Source organism: Hymenobacter sp. BRD67, from assembly GCF_013256425.1.
Taxonomy (GTDB): Bacteria; Bacteroidota; Bacteroidia; order Cytophagales; family Hymenobacteraceae; genus Hymenobacter.
Window position 1 is genome coordinate 1,507,374 of sequence record NZ_CP053904.1, and the last position, 20,043, is coordinate 1,527,416.

Sequence of the window (20,043 nt, forward strand, 5' to 3'; positions counted from 1 at the left end):
GCTGCAAACTCCGCTGTATCGGAACCAAGTACCCGTATTTTAGCTTTGTGCGGCAGTCGCAGGCAAAATCCGGTGGCATTTCCCCTTTTCAAGTCAATGACTCGCTTTATGAAACCTACTCTCGTTGCTGTAGCGTTGCTCGGCCTCACCAATGCCTGCCAGAATGCTAGCGCCGCCGAGGGCTACCAGATTAACGGCCAGCTGCGCAACGTGCCTGCTGGTACCACGCTCCATCTCTCCGAGCTCACCAGCAGCCAGTTTGTGGAGCGCGGTATCGCTAAAACCGATGCCCAGGGGAAATTTACGTTTAAAGGCACGCTGCCCGTTACGGCGGCTGTTTACCAGCTCAAGCTCGACGAGCCCAATCAGATATTGCTGGTGCTCGACAATAAAACGCACCTCTCGCTGTCGGGCGATGCCAAAAGCCTGCCCGCCAGCTACTCGGTGAAGGGCTCGAAAGATTCGGAGGTTATCCAGCAACTGACGCGCACTATGAGTGCCAACAAGGATAAGCTGCAACGCATTGTGCAGCGCTACAACGCTGCCGGCCAGGCTGGTCGCACCGACTCGTTGCCCATTATCGAACAGCAGTATACTTTATTGCAGCGGGCCACGGCCGCCCGGGCCAAGCGCGTAATCCGGCAAAATGCGGCCTCCGTGGCGGCGGGCTTCGCCACGCTCAGCTTCGTAAACCCCGATGAGGACTTTGCCTTTGCCGACTCTATTGCGGGCATTCAGCGCAAGGCTAATCCGGGTTCGCCTTTTACCCAGGCGCTGACCGAGCGCCTGGAGCCCATGCGGGCTACCGCCGTTGGCGCGACAGCCCCCGAAATCAACCTGGCGCAGCCCGACGGCAAGGCGCTGTCCCTCAAAAGCCTGCGCGGCAAGTACGTGCTCGTGGATTTCTGGGCCAGCTGGTGCGGCCCCTGCCGCCAGGAAAACCCGAACGTAGTGAAGGCCTACAACGAGTACAAGGATAAAGGTAAGGGCTTCACGGTATTCAGCGTGTCGCTCGACGATGACAAGGACCGTTGGACCAAAGCCATTGCGGCCGACGGCCTCGTGTGGCCCAACCACGTGTCGGACCTCAAAAAGTGGAACAATGCGGCGGCGACAGCCTATGGCGTGCAAGCTATTCCGCAGTCGTTCCTGCTCGACCCCAGGGTAAAATTATCGCTAAAAACCTGCGGGGCCAGGCCCTGGAGGCCAAGCTGGCCGAAGTGCTGAAGTAACCAGTGGCTGCTTTTTTAGCGTAGCAAAAAGGCCCATCTGCTTGCAGATGGGCCTTTTTGTGTATGAGTTTATGTATGACCCAGGGCTAGGATTCGAACCTACGGCGGAACCGCTCGAAAGCTTCCGTCGGCGTGCTGAAGCACGACGGCAATCTCCACTCTGCCACCCTGGCTTCGAGCTAAGATTAGGCCAAGAACATACGCTGCAAGCCGCCCCAGAGGCGCTTTTTAAGGCTCACGTCGTATTCTATCATCTCTACTTCGGCGCCAGCCAGGTAGGAGAGGCCCACGGCCGGAAACTGTACTGGCTCGTAAATCTGGGTTGTGCGCACGGCCACATCGAGCAGGTTTTTGCCGAAGGCCAGAATGTGCGTAGCGGCAATTTCCTTGCGCAGGTTTTCCAGGGCTACCGGATAAACTCCCTCCACATTTACAAGTACCACGTCGGCCATCACCAGCTGAATGGCTTGCAGCAGCCTGTTGAGAAACACGTTGCGCGGAAGCTTGACAAACTGCTCGGCCGGTAGTCGTACCAGCACTACTACGCCCTGTGCATTGCTGCCCAGGGTTGAGAAAGTGGTGAGAAGGTAAGGCGCCACGGGTGCCGCGGCTATTGGCAATGGCCCAGGCCTATTGGCAGGCGGGGCGCTGGTAGCCGCCGGCGCCGGCGGCTCAGTAGCCAGCGAGGGCAGCTTGCTGGCCGGTGGAGTTGCGGCAATGACTGGTGTAAGCTGCTTGGCAACATCTGGAGTTGCTGTTGCTGGCAGCGACGCCGCGGCCAGCTGAGCAGGCATGGGCGCTTGAGCTGCCGGGAGCTCCTGGGCCTCCCGTGGTACGTAGAGCGTTACGCCGGTATAAAAGTTTTGCAGGAAGGCGAGAGTGCCGCTTTGCTCATCCTCAGTCATATAAAACGCTGGCTAAACGAGTTCGAACAGGGCTTTTAATTCTGCTGCCTCGCTGGGCTTGAGGCGGCCGGCCAGTACCAGGCGGAGCTGGCGGCGGCGCAGCGCTCCCTCATAAAGCGCGATTTCGTCGGCTGTGGTGGGCACAGCCTCCGGCACGTCGATGGGGCGGCCCGACTGGTCGACGGCCACGAAGGTAAAGAATGCCTCGTTGGTTTTTACCCGGGTGCCACTGGGAATATCCTCGGCCCACACATCGATGTGTACTTCCATGCTGGAGGCAAAGGCGCGCGTTACCTGGGCCTGTAAGGTTACGACGTTGCCCAGCCGGATGGGGTCGCGAAACGATACATTGTCGACCGAGGCCGTCACGACAATGCGGTTGGAGTGCTTTTGGGCGGCGATGGCGGCGGCGATGTCCATCAGGTGCATCATGCGGCCGCCCATCAGATTATTAAGCGTATTGGTATCGTTGGGCAGCACCAATTCGGTCATAATGACAAACGAATCGGAGACGGGACGTTGCTTGCGCACGGTGGTAAAGGCTGAGATGAAGAAAAGAAGTGAGGCCCGCAAAGGTACGGTTGGCCTACCCGCATTGGCGGGGGCTTGTTGCGGCCTGCTCATTGCCACCCGGCTGCCCCGCGCAGCGGCACAAAGCGGCAGTCGCCCAGCTCTTCCCGCACAAAGGCTTCCGGCCCCTCACGGGTAATGCGCAGCAGTTGCTGCTGACCGGGGTCGTGGCTGCCGACGGGTACTACCAGCCGGCCCCAATGCGTAGCTGGCGCAGTAGCGCGGGCGGCAGCGCCGGGCCCGGCCGTAACCAGAATGCCATCAAACGGCGCCAGCGCCGGCAGGCCCAGCGAGCCATCGCCCAGGTGCAGGCCGGCCGTGGGCAGGCCCAGGAAAGCCAGGCGCTGCCGCCCGCGCTCATACAGCACGGCGTTGAACTCAATACTCTGCACATTAGCAGTGAGTTGGCAGAGTACGGCAAACTGATAGCCCGAGCCGGTACCAATCTCCAGAATGCGCTGGCCGGCCTGTACGTTCAGCAGTTGGGTCTGGTAGGCAACCGTGCTGGGCTGCGAAATCGTTTGGCCCTCGCCGATGGGAAAAGCCTTGTCCTGATAGGCGTGTGCCTCAAAAGCAGGCTCGAAAAACAAATGGCGCGGTACGGCTCCAATGGCGGCCAGCACGCGCTCATCGCGGATGCCGCGCTGCTGGCGCAGAAGCGTAACCAGCGCCCGGCGCTGGCCCCGTTGGCGATACGAATCTGGTAATGGTTGAATAACAGGGAACAATTAAAGCGGTTCGGCCGGGTAGTAAGCTGAAGCCAGCGGAACATCTGTGCCGTCAGGCAGGCCGGCGAATGCCTAAAAACAACAGCCTCATTGCCCGAAATCTTATTAATTCAGGGTATAACTAGGCGGCGGTCCTATTTTTGCTGGGCACGCTGCAAAAATACACTTACTTCGCCTTCGCTTTGTTTCTTCGCCGGTTTCAGTATCTCAAGCTTGTTGCGGCCGACTTTGGGGCCGCGCTTCTGGCCTGGGTGGCGTTTTTTCTGCTGCGTAAATACCTGCTGAGCGAGCTGACAGGCTACCGCTTTACCGAAGGCGCCCTGTTTTACCTGTCCGGGGCCTCCGTCATGATTGCCCTTTTCTGGACCACCCTCTACGCGCTGCTGGGCGAATACCGCGATATCTTTCGCAAATCGCGCTTGTCGGAGATTATCCGGCTGGCCCGGGCCTCGCTGCTGGGCACCGTCGTTATTTTCTTCGCCCTGCTGCTCGACGACCAGGGAGTGAGCAACTACCGCGCCTACTACAAGACGTTTACCGCCTACTATCTGCTTCACTTCACCATTACGGCAATTTTGCGCGTGTGGGCTGTGTCGAGCGTGCAACAGCTTGTACGAACGGGAATTATCTCATTTCCCACTTTATTGATAGGCTCCAATAAGCTCGCACTCCACACCTGCCAGGAGCTGCAAAGCACGGGCCGGCACCTGGGGCTGCGGCTGGTAGGCTTTACGCCCATGGGCACTGCCATTGATACCGAGCTGGCGCACGCGCTTCCGGTTGCGGGTTCCTATCAGCAGCTACCGGGTCTTATCCGCAGCCTGGCAATCGAGCAGGTAGTGATTGCCATCGAGCCCAGCGAGCACCGGCGCATTCAGGAAATTCTAAGCCTGCTGGAGGGGTCGCCGGCGCGAATCAGCGTTCTGCCCGACCTCTACCAGATGCTGCTGGGCTCGGTGAAGGTGAACCATATTTTTGGCACGCCGCTCATCGAAATCAAGCAGGACCTGCTGCCGGTGTGGCAGCAGATACTCAAGCGGGTTATCGACGTGGTGGGCTCCACTCTCTTTATCGTGCTGGCGAGCCCGGTGTACCTGTTTACCGCCCTGATGGTGCGTTCGTCGTCGCCTGGTCCCATTTTCTACCGGCAGCAACGCATTGGCCGTGAAGGTGTTCCGTTTGATATTATCAAGTTTCGCTCAATGTACGTCGATGCCGAGCAGCTGGGTCCGGCCCTCAGTTCCGACCACGACCCGCGCATTACCAAGTGGGGGCGCTTCATGCGCAAGGTGCGGCTCGATGAGTTTCCGCAGTTCTGGAATGTCATCAAGGGCGACATGAGCCTGGTGGGCCCGCGCCCCGAGCGCCAGTTTTTTATCAACCAGATTGTGCAGCTGGCCCCGCACTACCGCCACCTGCACCGCGTGCGGCCCGGCCTCACCTCGCTGGGCCAGGTAAAATACGGCTACGCCGAAACTGTTCCGCAAATGGTCGAGCGACTTAAATTTGATATTCTATATATAGAAAACATGAGCCTGGCTATGGATTTCCGGGTGTTGCTTTATACGCTGAAAATCATTCTGGAGGGCCGGGGAAAATGAGCTGGGATAAACAGGCGGCAGTAAGCCCTGAACATTGCGGCCCGGTCTGACTTATAAAAACCATTCATTGCTCATTGTTAACTGTTCCTCATACCAGTGTTTACCGGAATAATTGAAGCCCTGGGCACCGTGGTAGCGGTGGCCAGCGAAGGCACCAACCGCCATTTTACTATTCAGTCGCCGTTTGCGGCCGAGCTGAAAATTGACCAGAGCGTGGCCCACGACGGCGTGTGCCTCACGGTGGTCGCCCTGAATGCGGCCTCCGGCACGCACGTGGTCACGGCTATTGATGAAACCCTGAAAAAAACCAACTTAGGACAGTGGCAGCCCGGCCGTCGCCTCAACCTGGAGCGCTGCCTGGCAGCGGGCGGCCGCTTCGATGGCCACATCGTGCAGGGCCACGTCGATGCCACGGCCGAGTGCCTGCAGGTGCAGGACCAGAACGGCTCCTGGCTGTTTCGCTTCCGCCACGCGGCCGGCCCGCAGCGACTGACGGTCGAAAAAGGCTCCATTACCGTTAACGGCGTGAGCCTGACGTGCTTCGACAGTACGCCCACCGGGTTTTCGGTGGCTATTATTCCGTATACCTACGAGCATACGGGCTTTCACCAGCTGCAGGCCGGCGACCTGGTGAATCTGGAATTTGATATCGTGGGCAAGTACGTGGCCCGGCTGCTGGCCAGCCAGGGGCTGATTGCGAGCACGGAGATTTCCAGCTAACCCGCTGGCTGCTTGTGCGTAAGAGTAAGCGTGCAGCCTGTTATGTCCCGGCTGCCAGTTTATATGTCCAGCAAACGCGAACAAATCGAGCCCAACCCCGGCGATAAGCGCTACGTGCGTCGCGGCAAAGATGGGCAGTTCGAGTCGGAAGTAGACCTGAACCGCTCTCTCTCGCAAGACGATAGGCACAACTCCAGGAAAACCAGCAAGCCTGGCCAGGGTGACCACGGCGACGGCCACACCGGCAACCGCCAGCCTGGTAAGTAAGAATTAGTAAGAAAAACACCCTCACTACGCAGGCAGTGAAGGTGTTTCTTAGCTGTCAGGGTTACAATTTCCTGTTAAACATGAAATTGCATAACTAGCTGGAAACAGGCTTATTTTGTTCGGAACCCAGCCCTGGTCTTCGGCTAAGGCGCTCAAACAGCCGTGCCGCGCCCCAGGCCAGCGCCGCGCCCACCAGCGCCCCGCCCAGGACGTCGCTTGGGTAATGCGCCGCCAGGTAGATGCGGCTGTACGAAAGCAGGCCGGCCCACAGAAAAATCCCGGCCTTGAGGCCCCGAAACCGCCCGCCTGGTAGCACCAGCAGCAGAAAGACAGCCAGGGCCACCGAGTTAGCGGCGTGCGATGACAGAAAGCCAAACTGCCCGCCGCAGCCATCGGGCAGGTGCAGCTGCGTGGCCAGGTCGGGCGCGTGGCAGGGGCGAAGGCGGCCAAAAATCGGCTTGAAAACCCGGCTGGTGAGGCTGTCGGCCAGGGCCACGGCCCCAATAAGCACCGGCAGCAATACGGCGGCCCGCCGCTTAAAATGATATAGCAGCCATATAATCAGCAACCCGTAAAATGGAAACCACACGCGCCGGTCCGACGCGAAAGTCATTACCGCATCCAGGGCTGGCGTATGCGCGTGGTTGATGGCCAGCAGTAGCTGGTGGTCGAGGCTACGCAGCGTTTCAAGCATGGTCGGCAGTCGTCCAGTCTATGCCTTTGCGGAGCCAGGCCAGCGTATCGGCTTCCGGGGAGCCCGCTGCGGGCGGGGCGGGGTTGTAGCTCCAGCCGCAGCGCGGCGGCAGGCTCATTAGAATGCTTTCGGTGCGACCGCCGGTTTCGAGGCCAAAGCGGGTGCCACGGTCGAAGGCCAGGTTGAACTCGGCGTAACGGTTGCGGCGCAGCGTTTGCCAGGCTTCCTCGCGCTCGCCGAAGGGCAGGGCGTGGTTTTCGCGCATCAGCTCAACGTAGAACGGACCAAACAGCTCGGCTACCTCCTGCACAAACGCGAACAGCTCTTCCACGCTGCCGTCGGCACCCACGGTGAGGCGGTCGAAAAAAATACCACCCACGCCGCGCGTTTCCTGGCGGTGGGGCAGGTAAAAGTAGTCGTCGGCCCACTGATGAAAGCGGGGGTAATAGGCGGGGTCGTGTTTAGCGCAGGCAGCTTTTAGCCGAAGGTGAAAGCGCCGGGCCTGCGCCTCGTCCACGTAAATCGGCGTCAGGTCGATGCCGCCTCCAAACCACGCTTCGCCGTTGCCCGCTTCGAAGTAGCGCACGTTCATGTGAATAATAGGTACGCGCGGGCTGCGCGGGTGCAGCACCACGCTTACCCCGGTGGCGAAGAAATTCGGGTCGGGCAGGTGCAGCTGCCGGGCAGCGGCAGCGCTCAGCTCACCTTCCACGGCCGAAAAGCCGACGCCGCCTTTTTCCAGAATGGCCCCCCTTCCAGCACCCGCGAGTGACCGCCCCCGCCGCCGGGCCGCTGCCAGTCGTCTTGCCCGAAACGGGCCGGGCCGCCGTCGGCAGCTTCGAGCTGCGCGCAAAGGCGGGTTTGAAAATCCTGAAGCCAGGCGGCAATTTCGGCGCGGGACATACGTAGCAAGCAGTGGATAATGAGCAGTGAACAGCGACCAAAAAAGGTCCGCCAAGCGGCAGGAAGCACTAGGCACGGCTCCCTGTCCCTGCTTCCTGGCTACAAAGGTCGGGCCGGGGCGTAATTTTACCATCCCACTGGCTCTACCCACCCCCGCTATGCTTGTTGATGCCCCTGCCGCGCCCGTCGCGGATACTCCGGCCGCCGCTGAGGCCGCCTTATTGCGCCGCGCTTACCTGCTGATGCACACGGCCGCCGAAATGGCGGTTCTTTACGAAGCACAGAAAACTATTGCCGCCCGCTATGTGCATGCCACGGCTCGCGGCCACGAGGCCGTGCAGCTGGCGGCGGCATTTCTGCTTACCGGGCCGACTATGCGGCCCCCTATTACCGCGACGATGCCTTGCTGCTGGGCCTGGGACTGCGGCCGTATGAGCTGATGCTACAGCTGCTGGCCAAGCGCGATGACCCGTTCAGCGGTGGCCGCACGTATTATAGCCACCCCTCACTGCGCCGGGCGGGCGTGCCGGTTATTCCGCACCAAAGCTCGGCTACGGGTATGCAGGCCATTCCGGCTACGGGCATGGCACAGGCAATCAGCTACTTGGAGAGTCAAAAGTTAACAATCAGAAGTGAAGCGATAGAAGGGGAAGAAAAAATCAACTCCAGGCCCTGGTTTTATGCTCTATCGGCGACGGAGCCATGACGGAGGGCGAGGTGAGCGAGGCCCTGCAAATGGCGATTTTGCACAAGCTGCCCATCGTGTATCTAGTGCAGGACAACGATTGGGGTATCTCGGCCACGGGCCGCGAGATGCGGGCGATGGATGCCTACGAGTTTGCCGCCGGCTTTCCCGGCCTGCACCGCGTGCGGGTCGACGGAGCCGATATAATTTCTTCTTACAATGGTCTGAGCGAAGCCTTTGAGCATGTGCGCGAGCGGCGCGGGCCGGCCCTGGTGCACGCCAAGTGCCCGCTGCTGGGCCACCACACCAGCGGGGTGCGCCGCGAGTGGTATAGGGGCGACAACCTTACCGAGCACCAGCAGCACGACCCGCTGCCGCGCCTGCACCGCCGCCTGCTGCACGCCGGCGCCACCGAAGAAGAGCTGGCGGCCCTGGCCGAGCAGGCACGCGCTACCGTAGCTGCCGACTGGGCCGAGGCCCTGGCCGCGCCCGACCCCGACCCCGCCACCTTCGCCGACCACGAGTTTGCCCCGCCCGCCGTGCTCGAAGAAGCCGGCGAGCGGGCCCCGCCGGGGCCGAAAAGGCATTGATGGTAGATGCCGCCCTGCATGCCGTGGACGATATTCTGCGCGAGTTTCCGGAGGCCCTGTTCTACGGCCAGGACGTGGGGGCGAGCTGGGCGGCGTATTCCGCGAGGCGGCGCTGCTGGCTAAAAAATACGGCGACAAGCGCGTGTTCAACACGCCCATCCAGGAGGCGTACATTGTGGGTAGCACGGCCGGCATGGCCGCCGTAGGAGCGCGGCCGATTGTGGAAATACAATTCGCCGACTATATATGGCCCGCACTGAATCAATTGGTCGAGGAGCTGAGTAAAAGCTGCTACCTGAGCATGGGCAAGTTTCCGGTGCCGGCCCTTATCCGGGTGCCGGTGGGGGCGTATGGCGGGGGCGGGCCGTACCACTCGGGCTCTATCGAAAGCACGCTGCTGACTATCCGGGGCATTAAGGTGGTATACCCGAGCAATGCGGCCGATATGAAGGGTCTGCTGCGGGCCGCATTTCTGGACCCCAACCCGGTTATTTTGCTGGAGCACAAAGGCTTATACTGGAGCAAGGTGCCGGGTACGGAAGATGCCAAAACCGTAGAGCCAGCCGCCGGCTACGTTATCCCGCTGGGCCGCGCAGCCGTGGCGCAGGCCGCCGACCATGAGAAAATGGCCGGGGCGAAAGCTGCGTAGTTATTACCTACGGTATGGGCGTGCACTGGGCCAAAGCCGCCAGCCGCGACTATCCCGGCCGGGTAGAAGTGCTCGACCTGCGTACCCTCAATCCGCTCGACTGGGAAGCCGTGCTGGCCGCCGTACACCGGCATGGCAAGGCGCTGGTTCTCACCGAAGAGCCGCTGCTCAACAGCTTTGCCGAAAGCCTGGCGGGCCGGATTCAGCGCCAGTGCTTTCAGCAGCTCGACGCCCCGGTATTTACGCTCGGGCCGCCAACCTGCCCGCTATTGCCCTCAACGTAGAGCTGGAAAAGCAGATGCTGCCCAGCGCCGCCAAGGTAGCCGCTGCGCTCGGTGAGCTGCTAAGCTACTAACTCTCAGCGCCGCCGCTTCCAGAAAAACAGACCCGCGCAGGCCAGCGCCAGCCCGGCTACCAGCGCATCGCGCACGGCGCGGCCCTGCTGCGCATCGTGCAGGTCGTCTGCCAGGCTGCGCTGCTTCTGGGTGGCCTGGCGCAGACGCTCCTGCAGGTTCTGCTGCTCACTTTCCAGCTCGCTCAGACGCTGGGAGGTAAGGTTGCGGTCGTCGCGGCCGGTGTTCTGGAGCGTGGTCGTGGTGGTTTGGAGCTGCGCGGCGGTAGTTTGCGCCCGCTGGGCAGTCTGGTTAAGCACGGCCACGATTTGCTCATCCTTGTCCACAATACCTTGCAGGGCATCTACTACATCCTGTAAGTCTTGCTTGCTGGGCTTATTGCTGAGCCCGAGCATGCCGTGGCGCTGGGCGCTGGCTGCGGCGTAGCGCTGCGTGAGTACTTTGCGCTCGGCTAGGAGGGCGGGTAGGGGAGAATCGGGAGCTACCTGAGCCAGTGTTGTGAGAGAGCATACCAAAGCTAGTAGCAGCAAGGGAGTAGTAGAAAAAGTCAACACAAAGAAAAAGTGATAAAGTACAAATCAGGTAAAGACGGCCTATTTGGCAGTAAACCTCAAATGCCCGGCCGGATGTGGCGCCAGCAGCTATACGCATAGCAAATCAGATAGTCGCAGCCGGTAGATAAGAAAGAGAAGCAAACTACTCAGGTAAGCACTACGTATACCCCCTTTAAATTACTTCATGGCCAATCGCGTCCTATTTCAGGCTCCCTACCTTACCATCTTCTACGACTACAGCGACAATTGGCTGTATCTTGACTGGCAGGGCAACCTTAACGATGAATCGGTAAAGGAAGGCGCCCTTAAGCTGCTGGAACTCATTCAGCGAGAGCAGTGTGCCAAAGTTCTCAATGATAATAGTCATATAACGGGCCTCTGGGCCGATGCGGCCCGCTGGGGCAGTGATGTTTTCTTCCCGCTGCTTTACGAGGCGGGCTGCCGGTACTTTTCCTGGGTACAGTCGCCCGAGCGGTACAGCCAGCTTTCCGCCGAGCTCGCGGTGCAGCAAACCACTGCCGGCATCACGTTTATGACCTTTCGCAACCTGAATACTGCCACCGAGTGGCTACGGCAGATGTAAGTACTGCTCCGATTCGGGCTACTAATCAATAAGTATACTTTAATTTACTGTAGCATGTGCGGTTGCACGCGGCGGCCCATACCATGCCCCGCATCCGCTACGATATGCAGCGCACGGCGGAGCTAGGTGGCGGCCTGGAAGAGCGGTATTGGCAAACTACCAATTACCCGCAATTTGATGCGCAGGGGCACTTGCAGGCTATTCTGCTCAAAACTACCGACGTAACCGAGCAGCAGCAGGCTGAGGAGCGGGCCAGAATAATTGAGCGCGACTTGCTGGAAAGCCAGGCGCGCTCGAGCTTTATTCTGGAGGCCTTGCCCGTGATGGTCTGGACCACCCGCGCCGATGGGGTCGCCGACTATTTCAACCAGCGCTGGCTGACCTTCACGGGCAAGCAGATGGAGCAGGAGGTTGGGTTTGGCTGGCTCGACGGGGTGCACTCCGATGACCGGGCCTCGGCTGGCGCAGCCTGGCGCCAAGCTTATGAATCGGGCACTTCGTACCAGACGGAGTACCGCCTGCATTGCGCTGATGGTAGGCTCCGGCGCTTATCGCTATTGTAAGAAGCCAACAGTATGTATTTGAGTATGCTAATCCTCGTTACCTGGAGCTGTTTCCCGACCGTGAGCTGCTCGGCCACTCGGTACTGGAAATAATCCCCGAAGCTGCTGAGCAGGGATTTATCGGCCTGCTAGACCAGGTATACCTGACCGGCACGTCTTATTACGGCAAGGAAGTACTCCTGCATATACACCGGCGTGACACCGGGAAGACCGAAGAGGTATACCTGGACTTTACGTACCAGGCTTTCCGCGAAAATGTGCAGATTGTCGGTATTTCTTGTTTTGCCTTCGATGTGACGGAGCTTGTCCGGACTCGCAAAAAGCTGGAAACGCTGACTGAGCTGCTACCACCTACCGCTTCCTGAGTAAGAAAGTGTGCTTGCTTCCTTGGTGCCACCTACTTGCTTATGGATTTAACAACGCTTGATTTTCAGCAGGCCAGAATAAAGCAGATACTGTTTAAGTCACCGCTGCGTTCGGTTCTGTACGGCGTGCGGGTGGCCGACGATACCTTGTTTTCCCCACGCACCAACGCGATAGGGCAGTGGATAGCAACTGTGGTGAAGCCCCGGCACCCGGCCCGTATCGAGGTGCGCAATGCCGAGCGCCTGCTGCACCAGATGCTGGCAGCTAGCAGTACGCTGGTGGCACAATATAGCCGTGGCCAGATAGAGGAAGCCCGCCGGGGCCTGAGCCAGATTGATAGCTTAGGCGAACAGCTGGTAGCCCAGCTGGAGGCCCTGGCCAAGCCCGGCCCGGCCTTCGCGGCTGCGTAAAGAGATTACCGGGTAGCCGGTAGCCGAGGTTTAGGCTATGAGTAGCGGCCTGCCCACCCACCGGAAGAGCAATCAGGCCGGGCAACTCTCCTCCAGTACCTTTTCTACCCAGCCCTTGCCCCATTCTTCCAGCTCCTGGGCCGTCCAGAGCTGCGGGTAGAAAATGCGTCGCTGAAACTTGGGGGCAGGTAGTTACGCCAGTTGGTGCCGCCCGTGGCGGGCACGTCGGTAGGGGCGCGCTGGAGGTAGCGGACGGCCGACTTGTAGTGCATCAGCGGCCAGTTCACATTTACATTCACATCGAGCTGCTTGAGGGCGCGCCGCAGGCGTGGGTGGTGGCGGTCGGCTTCGGGCAGGCGCTGCACCACGGCCCAGGCATTGCGGTGCTCATAGTGGCGGGCATGAGCCACGAGCTGACCGCTGTACTTGCGCTCAAACTCTAGCAGCGTCAGTGCCTTTGCCCCGGTTTCTTCTACCGTAGCGCCAGCCTGCCAGTAGATGCAGCCCATAAACTCTTCGTGCGTCGGGGCATCGCCCAGCAGGCGGCGCTTTTCGGCTGGCACCAGGTTTTCGAGGGCTGTGCTGGCAATTTCGATAAAGCGGTACTGCACGCTCTGGAAGCCCGAGGCTGGCATCAGACTCATCCGAAACTGCAGAAACTGCTGCTTGTCCATGCCGTCCACCATCACGTCGAACGAGTCGATAAGACTCTCGAAATAGCGGTTTACCCGGCCCAGACGCAGCACTACTTCGCCCAGCGTGGGCGTTTGCAGCTCGCCCAGCTGCTCGTACTCATGCAGGCAAAGCTTGAAGTACAGCTCCGTAATTTGGTGGTAGAGAATGAAGATAGTTTCGTCGGGAAATTTCGTGAGCGGCCGTTGCAGGCTCAGCAGCGTATCGAGCTCGATATAATCCCAATAGTTCACATAGTCAGCGTGGTATAGCCCCTCGAGGTAGGCGCTCAGGTCTTGCCCATCGGCGGCGTAGCGCGCCTGCAGGCGGCGTAGCTGCGCCAGCACGGCGGGTGAAAACTCGGCCTCGGTAGGGGCGACGGAAGCAGGCGAAAGTGCCATTGGCAGAACAGTAATAAGTGGCGCAAATATCGGCAGTCGCGGCCGGGCGCGCGGCAATCGCCCGTCAACCGCTACTTTTGGGGTGATGAGGTGATGAAGTAAGGAGGCTGAAAGGGTAGCCCGACCAGCTGCCTCGCTATTCTGCGCTTCATCGCCTGCTGTTAGCTACTAGAAAATGGCCGAAAAATCCAGTATTTTCGATATGATTGGCCCCGTGATGATAGGCCCTAGCTCGTCGCACACGGCCGGGGTGGTGCGCATTGCGCGGGCTGCCATCCGCATCCTGGGCGCGCTGCCCAGCGAGGCGGTTATCACGTTTTACAACTCCTTTGCCCGCACCTACGAAGGGCACGGCTCCGACCGCGCCATCGTGGCCGGGCTCCTGGGCTACGCCACCGATGATACGCGTATTCGCACGGCCTTCGACTACGCCGCCGAGGCCGGGCTCAAGTACACGTTTCAGAGCGTAGGCAATGCCTCCACGCTACACCCCAATACTATCAAGCTCAACCTTACCAGCCCCGATGGCCACCGCGTAGAAGTGGTGGGCCAGAGCCGGGGCGGCGGCGTTATTCGCATTGTGGAGGTCGACGGCTTTGGCTGCGACTTTTCGGGCTCGCTGCACACGCTTATCGTCGATGCCCACGACGTGCCCGGCTCCATTGCCTTCATCGCGTCGGTAATAGCCCACGATGACTGCAATATTGCTACCATGTTCGTCTCGCGCAAAGGCAAAAATGAGGCTGCCCGGCAATTTATTGAAATGGATAGTCCGATTAAAGACCTTACACTAAATTACTTGCGGCATCTAAGCTGGGTGCAGCGCATTACCTACATCCCGACGTTGGAATGAGTCAAAGCTTTTTTTGCCTGACAATCAAGGTGAAAAATAAGTGAAGCTGGTAATGGGCTAGCCTCGCCTTCGATACAGAGGTAGGGCACTAACTCATCTGCCCGGCCAGTCAGTAAAAATATCTGCTGCCTGCTTACTTTTTTTGTCAGGCAGCATCCTATGCAGACCCGCCAGCTCTTCCTACCTAACTTATGACTGCACAAAGTACATGCTTGCTACGAGCCACCCTGGGGCTGGCCGGCCTGCTGGCCGCCGGGCCGCTGGCGGCGCAAACCACGCAGCCGGCCCGGCCGGCTTCGCCACCGGCTGCAGCGCTGGCCGCCCCGGCAGTGGCCGCTACCGGCCCCTGGTCGCTGCAGCGCGCCGTGGACTATGCCCTGGACCACAATCTGGACGTGCGCCTCAATCGGCTTACCGCCCAGGGCAATGCCCAGATACTGCGCCAGAGTAAGGCCGCACTGCTGCCTGCCGTCAATCTGAATGCCACCCAGGGCTGGAACTACGGTACCTACGTGAACCCGGTAACCTCGCAGTTTCAGAGTGCGACCACGCGCTCCAATAACTTTTCCGGTCAGGGGCAATTAGTTATTTTTCAGGGCTTTATACTGCGAAATACTATTCGGCGCAATACCCTCGACTACGAGGCCAGCATGCAGGATATTGAAAAAGCCCGCAACGACCTGAGCCTCAACGTGGCTTCGCAGTTTTTGCAATTGGTGCTGGCGCAGGAGCTGGTGCGTGCCAACCAGCTGCACGTAAACAATGACCAAGCCCAGATTGAACGCACTAAGCTGCTGCTCAAGGCCGGTAGTATTCCGGAGAGTACGCTGCTCGACAACCAGTCGCAGCTGGCTACCGACGAGCTGAGCGTGGTAACGTCGCAGAACCAGGCTAATCTGGCTCGCCTGGCCCTTCTGCAATTGCTCAACATCGACCCGGCTACTGCGCAGAATTTTGAGATTGAGGTGCCCTCGCTGCCCGACCCCGACCAGGAAGCGCCCTATACGCTGGACCTGAACGCGGTGTACCAGCAAGCCACCGGCACGAGACCCGAAATTCAGGCTGCCGACCTGCGCGTGCAGAGCGCCCGCCGCAGCGTAGATATTGCCCGCGGTAGCTACTACCCCCGCTTGTTTCTCAACGGCTCGCTCTCCACGCTGTTCTCCTCGGCCGGCGCAACGCGTAAGCTTACCGGCGACTCTCTCTCGGTCTATTTGCCAGTAGTGCAGCGGGCTGCCAATGGTACTATTCAGCCCACGTCCTATGTATCCTTTGCAGGCAAGCAGCCCAACTACGAAACCCTGCCGCCACGCTTCGCAGACCAACTGAGCAGCAATTACGGCAAAGCCATTCAGTTTGGCCTGTCCGTCCCGATTCTCAATGGCTTGCAGGTGCGCACGGGCGTGCAGCGTGCCCTTATCAACGAGCAGGCGGCCGGGGTGCGCGCCGAGCAGGCCCGCCTCACGTTGCGCCAAAGCATTGAACAGGCGTATGCCGACGCCCGCGCTGCGCAGCTGCAGTATTCGGCGGCCACGCGCCAGGTAGCGGCCCTCACCCTGACGCAGCGCAACTCGGAAATCCGCTTCAACAACGGTCTGCTTAGCGGCACGGAGTTTAATATTGCCAAGAATAACCTCAACTACGCCGTTTCGAATCAGATACAGGCTAAGTACACCTTCATCTTCCGGCGCAAGGTGCTAGACTTTTACCAGGGCCGCCCACTGGCTTTGTAGTCCTGGCCAAAAATACTTCTCATACCGGGCCCGCCTTACTCTTCCGCTTACGCCTATGGCTGCCCGTAAAAACCTCCGGCAAGCGCAGCCCGACCGACTTTCTCTATGAAAAATAATCGACTCCTTATTATTCTGGCTGTGGCCGTGGTCGTGCTCATTGGCGGCTACGCGCTGGCTAAGAAAAAAGGCTGGGTAGGCAAGCCTATCGGCACCGAAATCACCGCTGCCACCGCCGGGCCGGCTACTATCGTGGAGAAGGTTAGTGCCTCGGGCAAGGTGCAGCCCGAAACGGAAGTTAAAATCTCGCCCGACGTTTCGGGCGAGATTATTGAGCTCTACGTGCAGGAGGGCGACTCGGTGAAGAAGGGTCAGCTGCTGCTGCGCATCCGGCCCGACAACTACCTGGCTATGGTGAGCCAGCAGTCGGCCGCCGTGGGCACCCAGCGGGCCAACGTGGGCCAGGCCCAGGCCCAGCTGGAGCAGCAGGCCGCCAATGCCAAACAAACCGAGCTGACCTACCGCCGCCAGGCTTCTCTATATAAGCAAAAAGTAATATCGCAGTCGGACTACGAGGCGGCTCAGGCCGCTTATAATGCCTCGCAGGAGCAGCTCAAAGCCATTCGGGCGCAGATAAAGGCCGCCCAGAGCACCGTGCGCAGCGCCCAGGCCGGCTTGCAGGAAGCGCAAAAGAATCTTAATAAAACTACTATATATGCCCCGGTGAGCGGCACTGTTAGTAAGCTCAACGTGAAAAAGGGCGAGCGCGTGGTTGGCACTACCCAGATGGCCGGCACCGAAATTATGCGCATTGCCAACCTCAACAACATGGAGGTGCGCGTGAGCGTGAATGAGAACGACATCATCCGGGTGCAGCTCGGCGACTCGGCCGATGTGGAAGTAGACTCTTACACTACTAAAAATGAGAAGTTTAAGGGTATTGTAACGGCTATAGCCAACACGGCCAAGGACGCGCTGACCGCCGAGGCAGTCACCGAGTTTGAGGTGCGGGTGCGCCTGCTGCCGGCTTCGTACCAGCATCTGGTCAAGGCCGGCCCTGATGGCCACGCCACCGTGCCCTTCCGGCCGGGTATGACGGCCTCCGTCGACATCATTGCCGACCGTAAGAGTGGCGTACTAAGTGTGCCGCTGGCCGCCGTAACTACCCGCTCCGATTCGGCAGCCACCAAAGCCAGCCAGGGCGGCGGGGTGCGCGTGGGCGGCCGGGGCGGTGGGTCGGCCGAGGCGGTCGACAAGACCAAAGCGGCTCCCAAGGCTGATATTAAGGAGGTAGTATTTGTTATAAAAGATGGCAAAGCCGTGCTGACGCCCGTAAAAACGGGCATCAGCGACTTTCAGAACATTGAAATCGTGAGCGGCATCCCGGCGGGCACGCAGGTGGCAAGCGGCCCGTTCCGCGCCGTCTCCAAAACCCTCAAGGATGGCGCGCCGGTAGTGGTAAAAGATGCCGCCAGCCTCAGCAAAGAGGCGCTGGCCGATACTCCGGCCAAATAGCGGTACAATTTCCGGCCTTTGTAACCGGTTTTGCTGTCCTTTAAAAGGACGATTTTCGTAAGAGCGAGTCAGCGCAAGCTGGCTCGCTCCTTTTATTATATATGAAAAATACTATTATTAGCTGGCAAGCCCTGGTCTTAGCACTGAGCTTGCTGGGCGGTCAGGTGCGGGCGCAAACCACGTCGGCTGCTCCTGCTGATACCACGCTCCATAAGTATCAGACGACGCCGGGCACGCTGCCCGTGCCCTGGTACCGGGGCAAGCTCGTGCGGGCCAGTATTGTACCGGCTGTGCTCATCGGCTACGGCATTAGCGTGGTGGGTGACCACGGCTGGTACTCCTCGTACCAGGCCAAGGCCGACCTGCAACGCCACTTTCCGAATTTCAACAACCACCTCGACGACTACCTGCAATGGTCGCCCTACGTGGAGCTGGGCGGGGTGCTGCTGGCGGGCGTCGAGAGCCGCAACGACCGCATTAATCTGGCGCTTATTCTGGTCAAGTCGGAGGCCCTGATGCTGGGCTCGGTCTATATTATCAAAACTGCCACCCAGCACGAGCGGCCCGATGGCTCCGATAAGCTCTCGTTTCCGTCGGGGCACACAGCGCAGGCGTTTCTGGCCGCCAGCATCGTGCATACCGAGCTGCGCGAAAAAAGCCAGTGGTACGGCATCGGGGCGTACACGCTGGCCACGACGGTTGGCGCGTTTCGAATGCTGAATAACAAGCACTGGGAAGCCGACGTGTTTGCCGGCGCCGGCGTGGGCATCTTGTCGGCGCACCTGTCGTACCTCTCGCATCGCCACCGCTGGGGCCAGCATCCGGCCGACCGGCCGGGCGTAGGGCTGGCCCTGCCGAAGGTGGAAAAGCCCATCTGGCGGGTAAGTCCTACGGTGCTGCCAGGGGGCGTAATGGGGCTGAATGTGAGCTGGCAGGCAAAGTAGCACGCCGCGCCGGCTTACCCGAATAGCTTTACCTGCTCGCCCTTGCGCTTGGTCCGCACGTGGTTGCGGATAATCTGCTGCACATCTTTATTATCGGCGTAAGGCTGCACCGCCTGGCGAAAATCGGTGATTTTGCGGGCCGTGAACGTCTCATCGACGTAGCCGAAACCGAGGTAGCGGCCATTCTCCACCACGACCAGCGATTTCTCATCGGCGCGGCGGCCGGGGCCAACTACCACAAATGACTCGTGCTCGTAGGTAATACTGTCGATGGCAGCATCCACGCGCTCGTTGTAGCTTTCGGGCGGCTCCTGGCCCACGCACGCGCCCTGGCACTGATGCACCTGGTAGGCAAAGCACGAGCCATCGGTTTTATACAAGCCGCAAAGCTTTTGGCAAAGGTTGTATTTGCTAACCTTATGATAGAGAAAACCCTGGGCCTTGTACTGGTTGCCCAGCGCAATAATCGGAATCTCCGAGTTGCGGGCATCAGCCCGGCCATAGAATAGGCGCTTATAGCCCTGCTCGTCGGTTTTGAGGTAGATGCCGGCCGGAAACACCGAGCGCCGCTGCGCCCGGTTGTAGGCCGGCTTGAGCTGCTTGATGAGGTGCGACTCGTAGAGCAGCGCCACGAGCTCCGAGCCGGTTAGCTCCCAGGTGATATCGGCAATGGAGTTCTTGAAATCCAGGCTCTTGCGCGATTTTACATCAACGGCAAAGTGCTGCTGAATGCGCTTGTAGATATTGATGCTCTTACCCACGTAGATAACCTCGCCGGCTTCGTTGTGGAAGTAGTACACCCCGGTTTCCTGGGGCAGCGAGGCCACCTTTTCGGGCGTGATGAGCGGCGGCAGCAAAGCCGTTTTGATGGCCTGCGCCATAGCAGCCACGCGGCGCGGGCTGGGCTTCTTCTCAGCCGCCGGGCTGCGGCCCGATGGGGCCAGGGCATCAACGCGGGACAGGGCGTCGGCCGCCGTAGCCTCGGCAGCGTCGCTGGCCTGGGTTATCTTCAGCAGGCGGTCGAACAGGATGGCAGTGGCCTCGGCATCGCCGGCGGCGCGGTGCCGTCCTTCGAGCGGAATCCCGATATTCTGGCACAGCTTACCCAGGCTATAGCTTGGCTGGCCGGGTATCAGCGAGCGGCTCAGGCGCACAGTACAGAGCGTTTTGCGCGAATAGTTGTAGCCCAGGTCGGCAAACTCCTTTTTTAGAAAGGAGTAGTCAAACCGCACGTTATGAGCTACAAAAACACACCCTTCAGTCATCTCGACCACCTTGCGAGCAACCTCGTGGAAGCGAGGCGCCCCGGCTACCATGTCGTTGGTAATACCGGTAAGCTGCGTGATGAAGGGCGGAATAGCGCGGCCAGGATTAACGAGCGTCGTATAGGAGTCCACCACCTGCTGGCCGTCGTGCACGAAAATAGCCAGCTCCGTAATGCGGTCATTGGCCGGCTGGCCGCCGGTGGTTTCGAGGTCGATAATGGCGTACAAAGGCGCGAGGATAGGAGGGAGAGCACTAACAACAAAGTTAAGGCCCCGGTTAGTTGCCGGCC

The 20,043-nt window shown here is 59.8% G+C and carries 24 protein-coding genes, 1 tRNA gene and 1 pseudogene; 17 read left to right on the top strand and 9 right to left on the bottom strand.

Going from position 1 to position 20,043, the window contains the following annotated elements; all coding sequences use genetic code 11:
• Positions 1-108 precede the first annotated feature (108 nt).
• Entirely contained in the window at positions 109-1,227 is a 1,119-nt protein-coding gene (locus GKZ67_RS06950; protein WP_254245109.1) for a TlpA disulfide reductase family protein, read from the top strand.
• A gap of 83 nt (positions 1,228-1,310) precedes the next feature.
• Here the strand turns inward: GKZ67_RS06950 and GKZ67_RS06955 are convergent.
• The 4 genes from GKZ67_RS06955 to GKZ67_RS06970 form a co-directional block, all read right to left on the bottom strand.
• Positions 1,311-1,405: transfer RNA gene (locus GKZ67_RS06955), tRNA-Leu, on the bottom strand.
• Positions 1,406-1,417: 12 nt separating this feature from the next.
• Positions 1,418-2,137, bottom strand: coding sequence for a hypothetical protein (locus GKZ67_RS06960; RefSeq protein WP_173241698.1), 720 nt, complete (start codon positions 2,135-2,137; stop codon positions 1,418-1,420).
• Between the two features lie 12 nt (positions 2,138-2,149).
• Positions 2,150-2,629 (bottom strand): acyl-CoA thioesterase, encoded by a 480-nt coding sequence (locus GKZ67_RS06965; RefSeq protein ID WP_151089610.1) that lies wholly within the window; start codon positions 2,627-2,629, stop codon positions 2,150-2,152.
• A gap of 128 nt (positions 2,630-2,757) precedes the next feature.
• A complete protein-coding gene (locus tag GKZ67_RS06970; protein ID WP_254245110.1) occupies positions 2,758-3,435 on the bottom strand; it encodes a protein-L-isoaspartate O-methyltransferase family protein in 678 nt (225 codons plus the stop codon).
• Between the two features lie 182 nt (positions 3,436-3,617).
• Here GKZ67_RS06970 and GKZ67_RS06975 point away from each other — a divergent pair, with 182 nt between their 5' ends.
• The 3 genes from GKZ67_RS06975 (at position 3,618) to GKZ67_RS06985 (ending at position 6,023) form a co-directional block, all read left to right on the top strand.
• Positions 3,618-5,036: a sugar transferase gene (locus GKZ67_RS06975; protein ID WP_173241699.1), complete on the top strand. Its 1,419-nt coding sequence runs from the start codon at positions 3,618-3,620 to the stop codon at positions 5,034-5,036.
• Positions 5,037-5,132: 96 nt separating this feature from the next.
• Complete coding sequence (locus GKZ67_RS06980; protein ID WP_173241700.1) at positions 5,133-5,756, top strand: riboflavin synthase; 624 nt, start codon at positions 5,133-5,135, stop codon at positions 5,754-5,756.
• A gap of 63 nt (positions 5,757-5,819) precedes the next feature.
• Positions 5,820-6,023: a hypothetical protein gene (locus GKZ67_RS06985; RefSeq protein ID WP_173241701.1), complete on the top strand. Its 204-nt coding sequence runs from the start codon at positions 5,820-5,822 to the stop codon at positions 6,021-6,023.
• Between the two features lie 94 nt (positions 6,024-6,117).
• On the opposite strand, the gene GKZ67_RS06990 is transcribed toward GKZ67_RS06985, so the two are convergent.
• Together GKZ67_RS06990 and hemF are read right to left on the bottom strand one after the other, a co-directional pair.
• On the bottom strand, positions 6,118-6,717 hold the full coding sequence (locus GKZ67_RS06990) for a phosphatase PAP2 family protein (RefSeq protein ID WP_173241702.1): 600 nt from the start codon (positions 6,715-6,717) through the stop codon (positions 6,118-6,120).
• Positions 6,710-7,620, bottom strand: a pseudogene (hemF, locus tag GKZ67_RS06995) (oxygen-dependent coproporphyrinogen oxidase). The gene GKZ67_RS06990 and the pseudogene hemF overlap by 8 nt, the downstream one beginning before the upstream one ends.
• Before the next feature lie 158 nt (positions 7,621-7,778).
• Here hemF and GKZ67_RS23175 point away from each other — a divergent pair.
• The 5 genes from GKZ67_RS23175 (at position 7,779) to GKZ67_RS23195 (ending at position 9,828) form a co-directional block, all read left to right on the top strand.
• On the top strand, positions 7,779-8,060 hold the full coding sequence (locus GKZ67_RS23175) for a hypothetical protein (RefSeq protein ID WP_254245111.1): 282 nt from the start codon (positions 7,779-7,781) through the stop codon (positions 8,058-8,060).
• Complete coding sequence (locus GKZ67_RS23180) at positions 8,024-8,326, top strand: hypothetical protein (RefSeq protein ID WP_254245112.1); 303 nt, start codon at positions 8,024-8,026, stop codon at positions 8,324-8,326. Before GKZ67_RS23175 ends, GKZ67_RS23180 begins: the two co-directional genes overlap by 37 nt.
• Entirely contained in the window at positions 8,323-8,895 is a 573-nt protein-coding gene (locus GKZ67_RS23185) for a thiamine pyrophosphate-dependent enzyme (RefSeq protein ID WP_254245113.1), read from the top strand. The genes GKZ67_RS23180 and GKZ67_RS23185 overlap by 4 nt, the downstream gene beginning before the upstream one ends.
• 142 nt (positions 8,896-9,037) lie before the next feature.
• Positions 9,038-9,544 (top strand): hypothetical protein, encoded by a 507-nt coding sequence (locus tag GKZ67_RS23190; protein ID WP_254245114.1) that lies wholly within the window; start codon positions 9,038-9,040, stop codon positions 9,542-9,544.
• A 14-nt stretch (positions 9,545-9,558) separates the two neighbouring features.
• Positions 9,559-9,828, top strand: a complete 270-nt coding sequence (locus GKZ67_RS23195; RefSeq protein ID WP_254245115.1) for a transketolase C-terminal domain-containing protein — start codon at positions 9,559-9,561, stop codon at positions 9,826-9,828.
• A gap of 74 nt (positions 9,829-9,902) precedes the next feature.
• Here GKZ67_RS23195 and GKZ67_RS07005 read toward each other — a convergent pair whose 3' ends face one another.
• Entirely contained in the window at positions 9,903-10,451 is a 549-nt protein-coding gene (locus tag GKZ67_RS07005; protein ID WP_173241703.1) for a hypothetical protein, read from the bottom strand.
• A 184-nt stretch (positions 10,452-10,635) separates the two neighbouring features.
• Here GKZ67_RS07005 and GKZ67_RS07010 point away from each other — a divergent pair, with 184 nt between their 5' ends.
• Genes GKZ67_RS07010 through GKZ67_RS07025 form a run of 4 tightly spaced genes read left to right on the top strand, consistent with a single transcriptional unit; the run spans position 10,636 to position 12,373 of the window.
• Positions 10,636-11,034, top strand: a complete 399-nt coding sequence (locus GKZ67_RS07010) for a hypothetical protein (RefSeq protein ID WP_173241704.1) — start codon at positions 10,636-10,638, stop codon at positions 11,032-11,034.
• A 56-nt stretch (positions 11,035-11,090) separates the two neighbouring features.
• Entirely contained in the window at positions 11,091-11,597 is a 507-nt protein-coding gene (locus tag GKZ67_RS07015) for a PAS domain-containing protein (RefSeq protein WP_173241705.1), read from the top strand.
• Complete coding sequence (locus GKZ67_RS25035) at positions 11,591-11,962, top strand: PAS domain-containing protein (RefSeq protein ID WP_410505060.1); 372 nt, start codon at positions 11,591-11,593, stop codon at positions 11,960-11,962. The genes GKZ67_RS07015 and GKZ67_RS25035 overlap by 7 nt, the downstream gene beginning before the upstream one ends.
• A 42-nt stretch (positions 11,963-12,004) precedes the next feature.
• Entirely contained in the window at positions 12,005-12,373 is a 369-nt protein-coding gene (locus GKZ67_RS07025) for a hypothetical protein (protein WP_173241706.1), read from the top strand.
• A 104-nt stretch (positions 12,374-12,477) separates the two neighbouring features.
• On the opposite strand, the gene GKZ67_RS07030 is transcribed toward GKZ67_RS07025, so the two are convergent.
• Complete coding sequence (locus GKZ67_RS07030) at positions 12,478-13,446, bottom strand: tryptophan 2,3-dioxygenase family protein (protein WP_317172258.1); 969 nt, start codon at positions 13,444-13,446, stop codon at positions 12,478-12,480.
• 175 nt (positions 13,447-13,621) lie between these two features.
• On the opposite strand from GKZ67_RS07030, the gene sdaAB reads away from it, so the two are divergent.
• The 4 genes from sdaAB to GKZ67_RS07050 all read left to right on the top strand — a co-directional run bounded on the left by sdaAB (position 13,622) and on the right by GKZ67_RS07050 (position 18,488).
• Positions 13,622-14,299, top strand: coding sequence for an L-serine ammonia-lyase, iron-sulfur-dependent subunit beta (gene sdaAB, locus GKZ67_RS07035; RefSeq protein ID WP_173241707.1), 678 nt, complete (start codon positions 13,622-13,624; stop codon positions 14,297-14,299).
• Positions 14,300-14,490: 191 nt separating this feature from the next.
• Positions 14,491-16,032, top strand: coding sequence for a TolC family protein (locus GKZ67_RS07040; protein WP_173241708.1), 1,542 nt, complete (start codon positions 14,491-14,493; stop codon positions 16,030-16,032).
• Between the two features lie 105 nt (positions 16,033-16,137).
• Positions 16,138-17,544 carry an efflux RND transporter periplasmic adaptor subunit gene (locus GKZ67_RS07045; protein WP_173241709.1) on the top strand — a complete coding sequence of 469 codons (1,407 nt, stop codon included), beginning with the start codon at positions 16,138-16,140 and terminating at the stop codon, positions 17,542-17,544.
• A gap of 101 nt (positions 17,545-17,645) precedes the next feature.
• Entirely contained in the window at positions 17,646-18,488 is an 843-nt protein-coding gene (locus tag GKZ67_RS07050) for a phosphatase PAP2 family protein (RefSeq protein WP_173241710.1), read from the top strand.
• A 14-nt stretch (positions 18,489-18,502) separates the two neighbouring features.
• Here GKZ67_RS07050 and GKZ67_RS07055 read toward each other — a convergent pair whose 3' ends face one another.
• Positions 18,503-19,981: an exonuclease domain-containing protein gene (locus tag GKZ67_RS07055; RefSeq protein ID WP_173241711.1), complete on the bottom strand. Its 1,479-nt coding sequence runs from the start codon at positions 19,979-19,981 to the stop codon at positions 18,503-18,505.
• Positions 19,982-20,043: the final 62 nt, after the last annotated feature.

Coding starts and splice junctions, on each gene's coding strand:
- GKZ67_RS07030 (WP_317172258.1), bottom strand. CDS start 13,446: ATGGCACTTTCGCCTGCTTCCGTCGCCCCTACCGAGGCCGAGTTTTCA.
- sdaAB (WP_173241707.1), top strand. CDS start 13,622: ATGGCCGAAAAATCCAGTATTTTCGATATGATTGGCCCCGTGATGATA.
- GKZ67_RS23185 (WP_254245113.1), top strand. CDS start 8,323: ATGACGGAGGGCGAGGTGAGCGAGGCCCTGCAAATGGCGATTTTGCAC.
- GKZ67_RS06950 (WP_254245109.1), top strand. CDS start 109: ATGAAACCTACTCTCGTTGCTGTAGCGTTGCTCGGCCTCACCAATGCC.
- GKZ67_RS07010 (WP_173241704.1), top strand. CDS start 10,636: ATGGCCAATCGCGTCCTATTTCAGGCTCCCTACCTTACCATCTTCTAC.
- GKZ67_RS06985 (WP_173241701.1), top strand. CDS start 5,820: ATGTCCAGCAAACGCGAACAAATCGAGCCCAACCCCGGCGATAAGCGC.
- GKZ67_RS23195 (WP_254245115.1), top strand. CDS start 9,559: ATGGGCGTGCACTGGGCCAAAGCCGCCAGCCGCGACTATCCCGGCCGG.
- GKZ67_RS07050 (WP_173241710.1), top strand. CDS start 17,646: ATGAAAAATACTATTATTAGCTGGCAAGCCCTGGTCTTAGCACTGAGC.
- GKZ67_RS06960 (WP_173241698.1), bottom strand. CDS start 2,137: ATGACTGAGGATGAGCAAAGCGGCACTCTCGCCTTCCTGCAAAACTTT.
- GKZ67_RS06990 (WP_173241702.1), bottom strand. CDS start 6,717: ATGCTTGAAACGCTGCGTAGCCTCGACCACCAGCTACTGCTGGCCATC.
- GKZ67_RS07025 (WP_173241706.1), top strand. CDS start 12,005: ATGGATTTAACAACGCTTGATTTTCAGCAGGCCAGAATAAAGCAGATA.
- GKZ67_RS07045 (WP_173241709.1), top strand. CDS start 16,138: ATGAAAAATAATCGACTCCTTATTATTCTGGCTGTGGCCGTGGTCGTG.
- GKZ67_RS07040 (WP_173241708.1), top strand. CDS start 14,491: ATGACTGCACAAAGTACATGCTTGCTACGAGCCACCCTGGGGCTGGCC.
- GKZ67_RS23175 (WP_254245111.1), top strand. CDS start 7,779: ATGCTTGTTGATGCCCCTGCCGCGCCCGTCGCGGATACTCCGGCCGCC.
- GKZ67_RS06965 (WP_151089610.1), bottom strand. CDS start 2,629: ATGACCGAATTGGTGCTGCCCAACGATACCAATACGCTTAATAATCTG.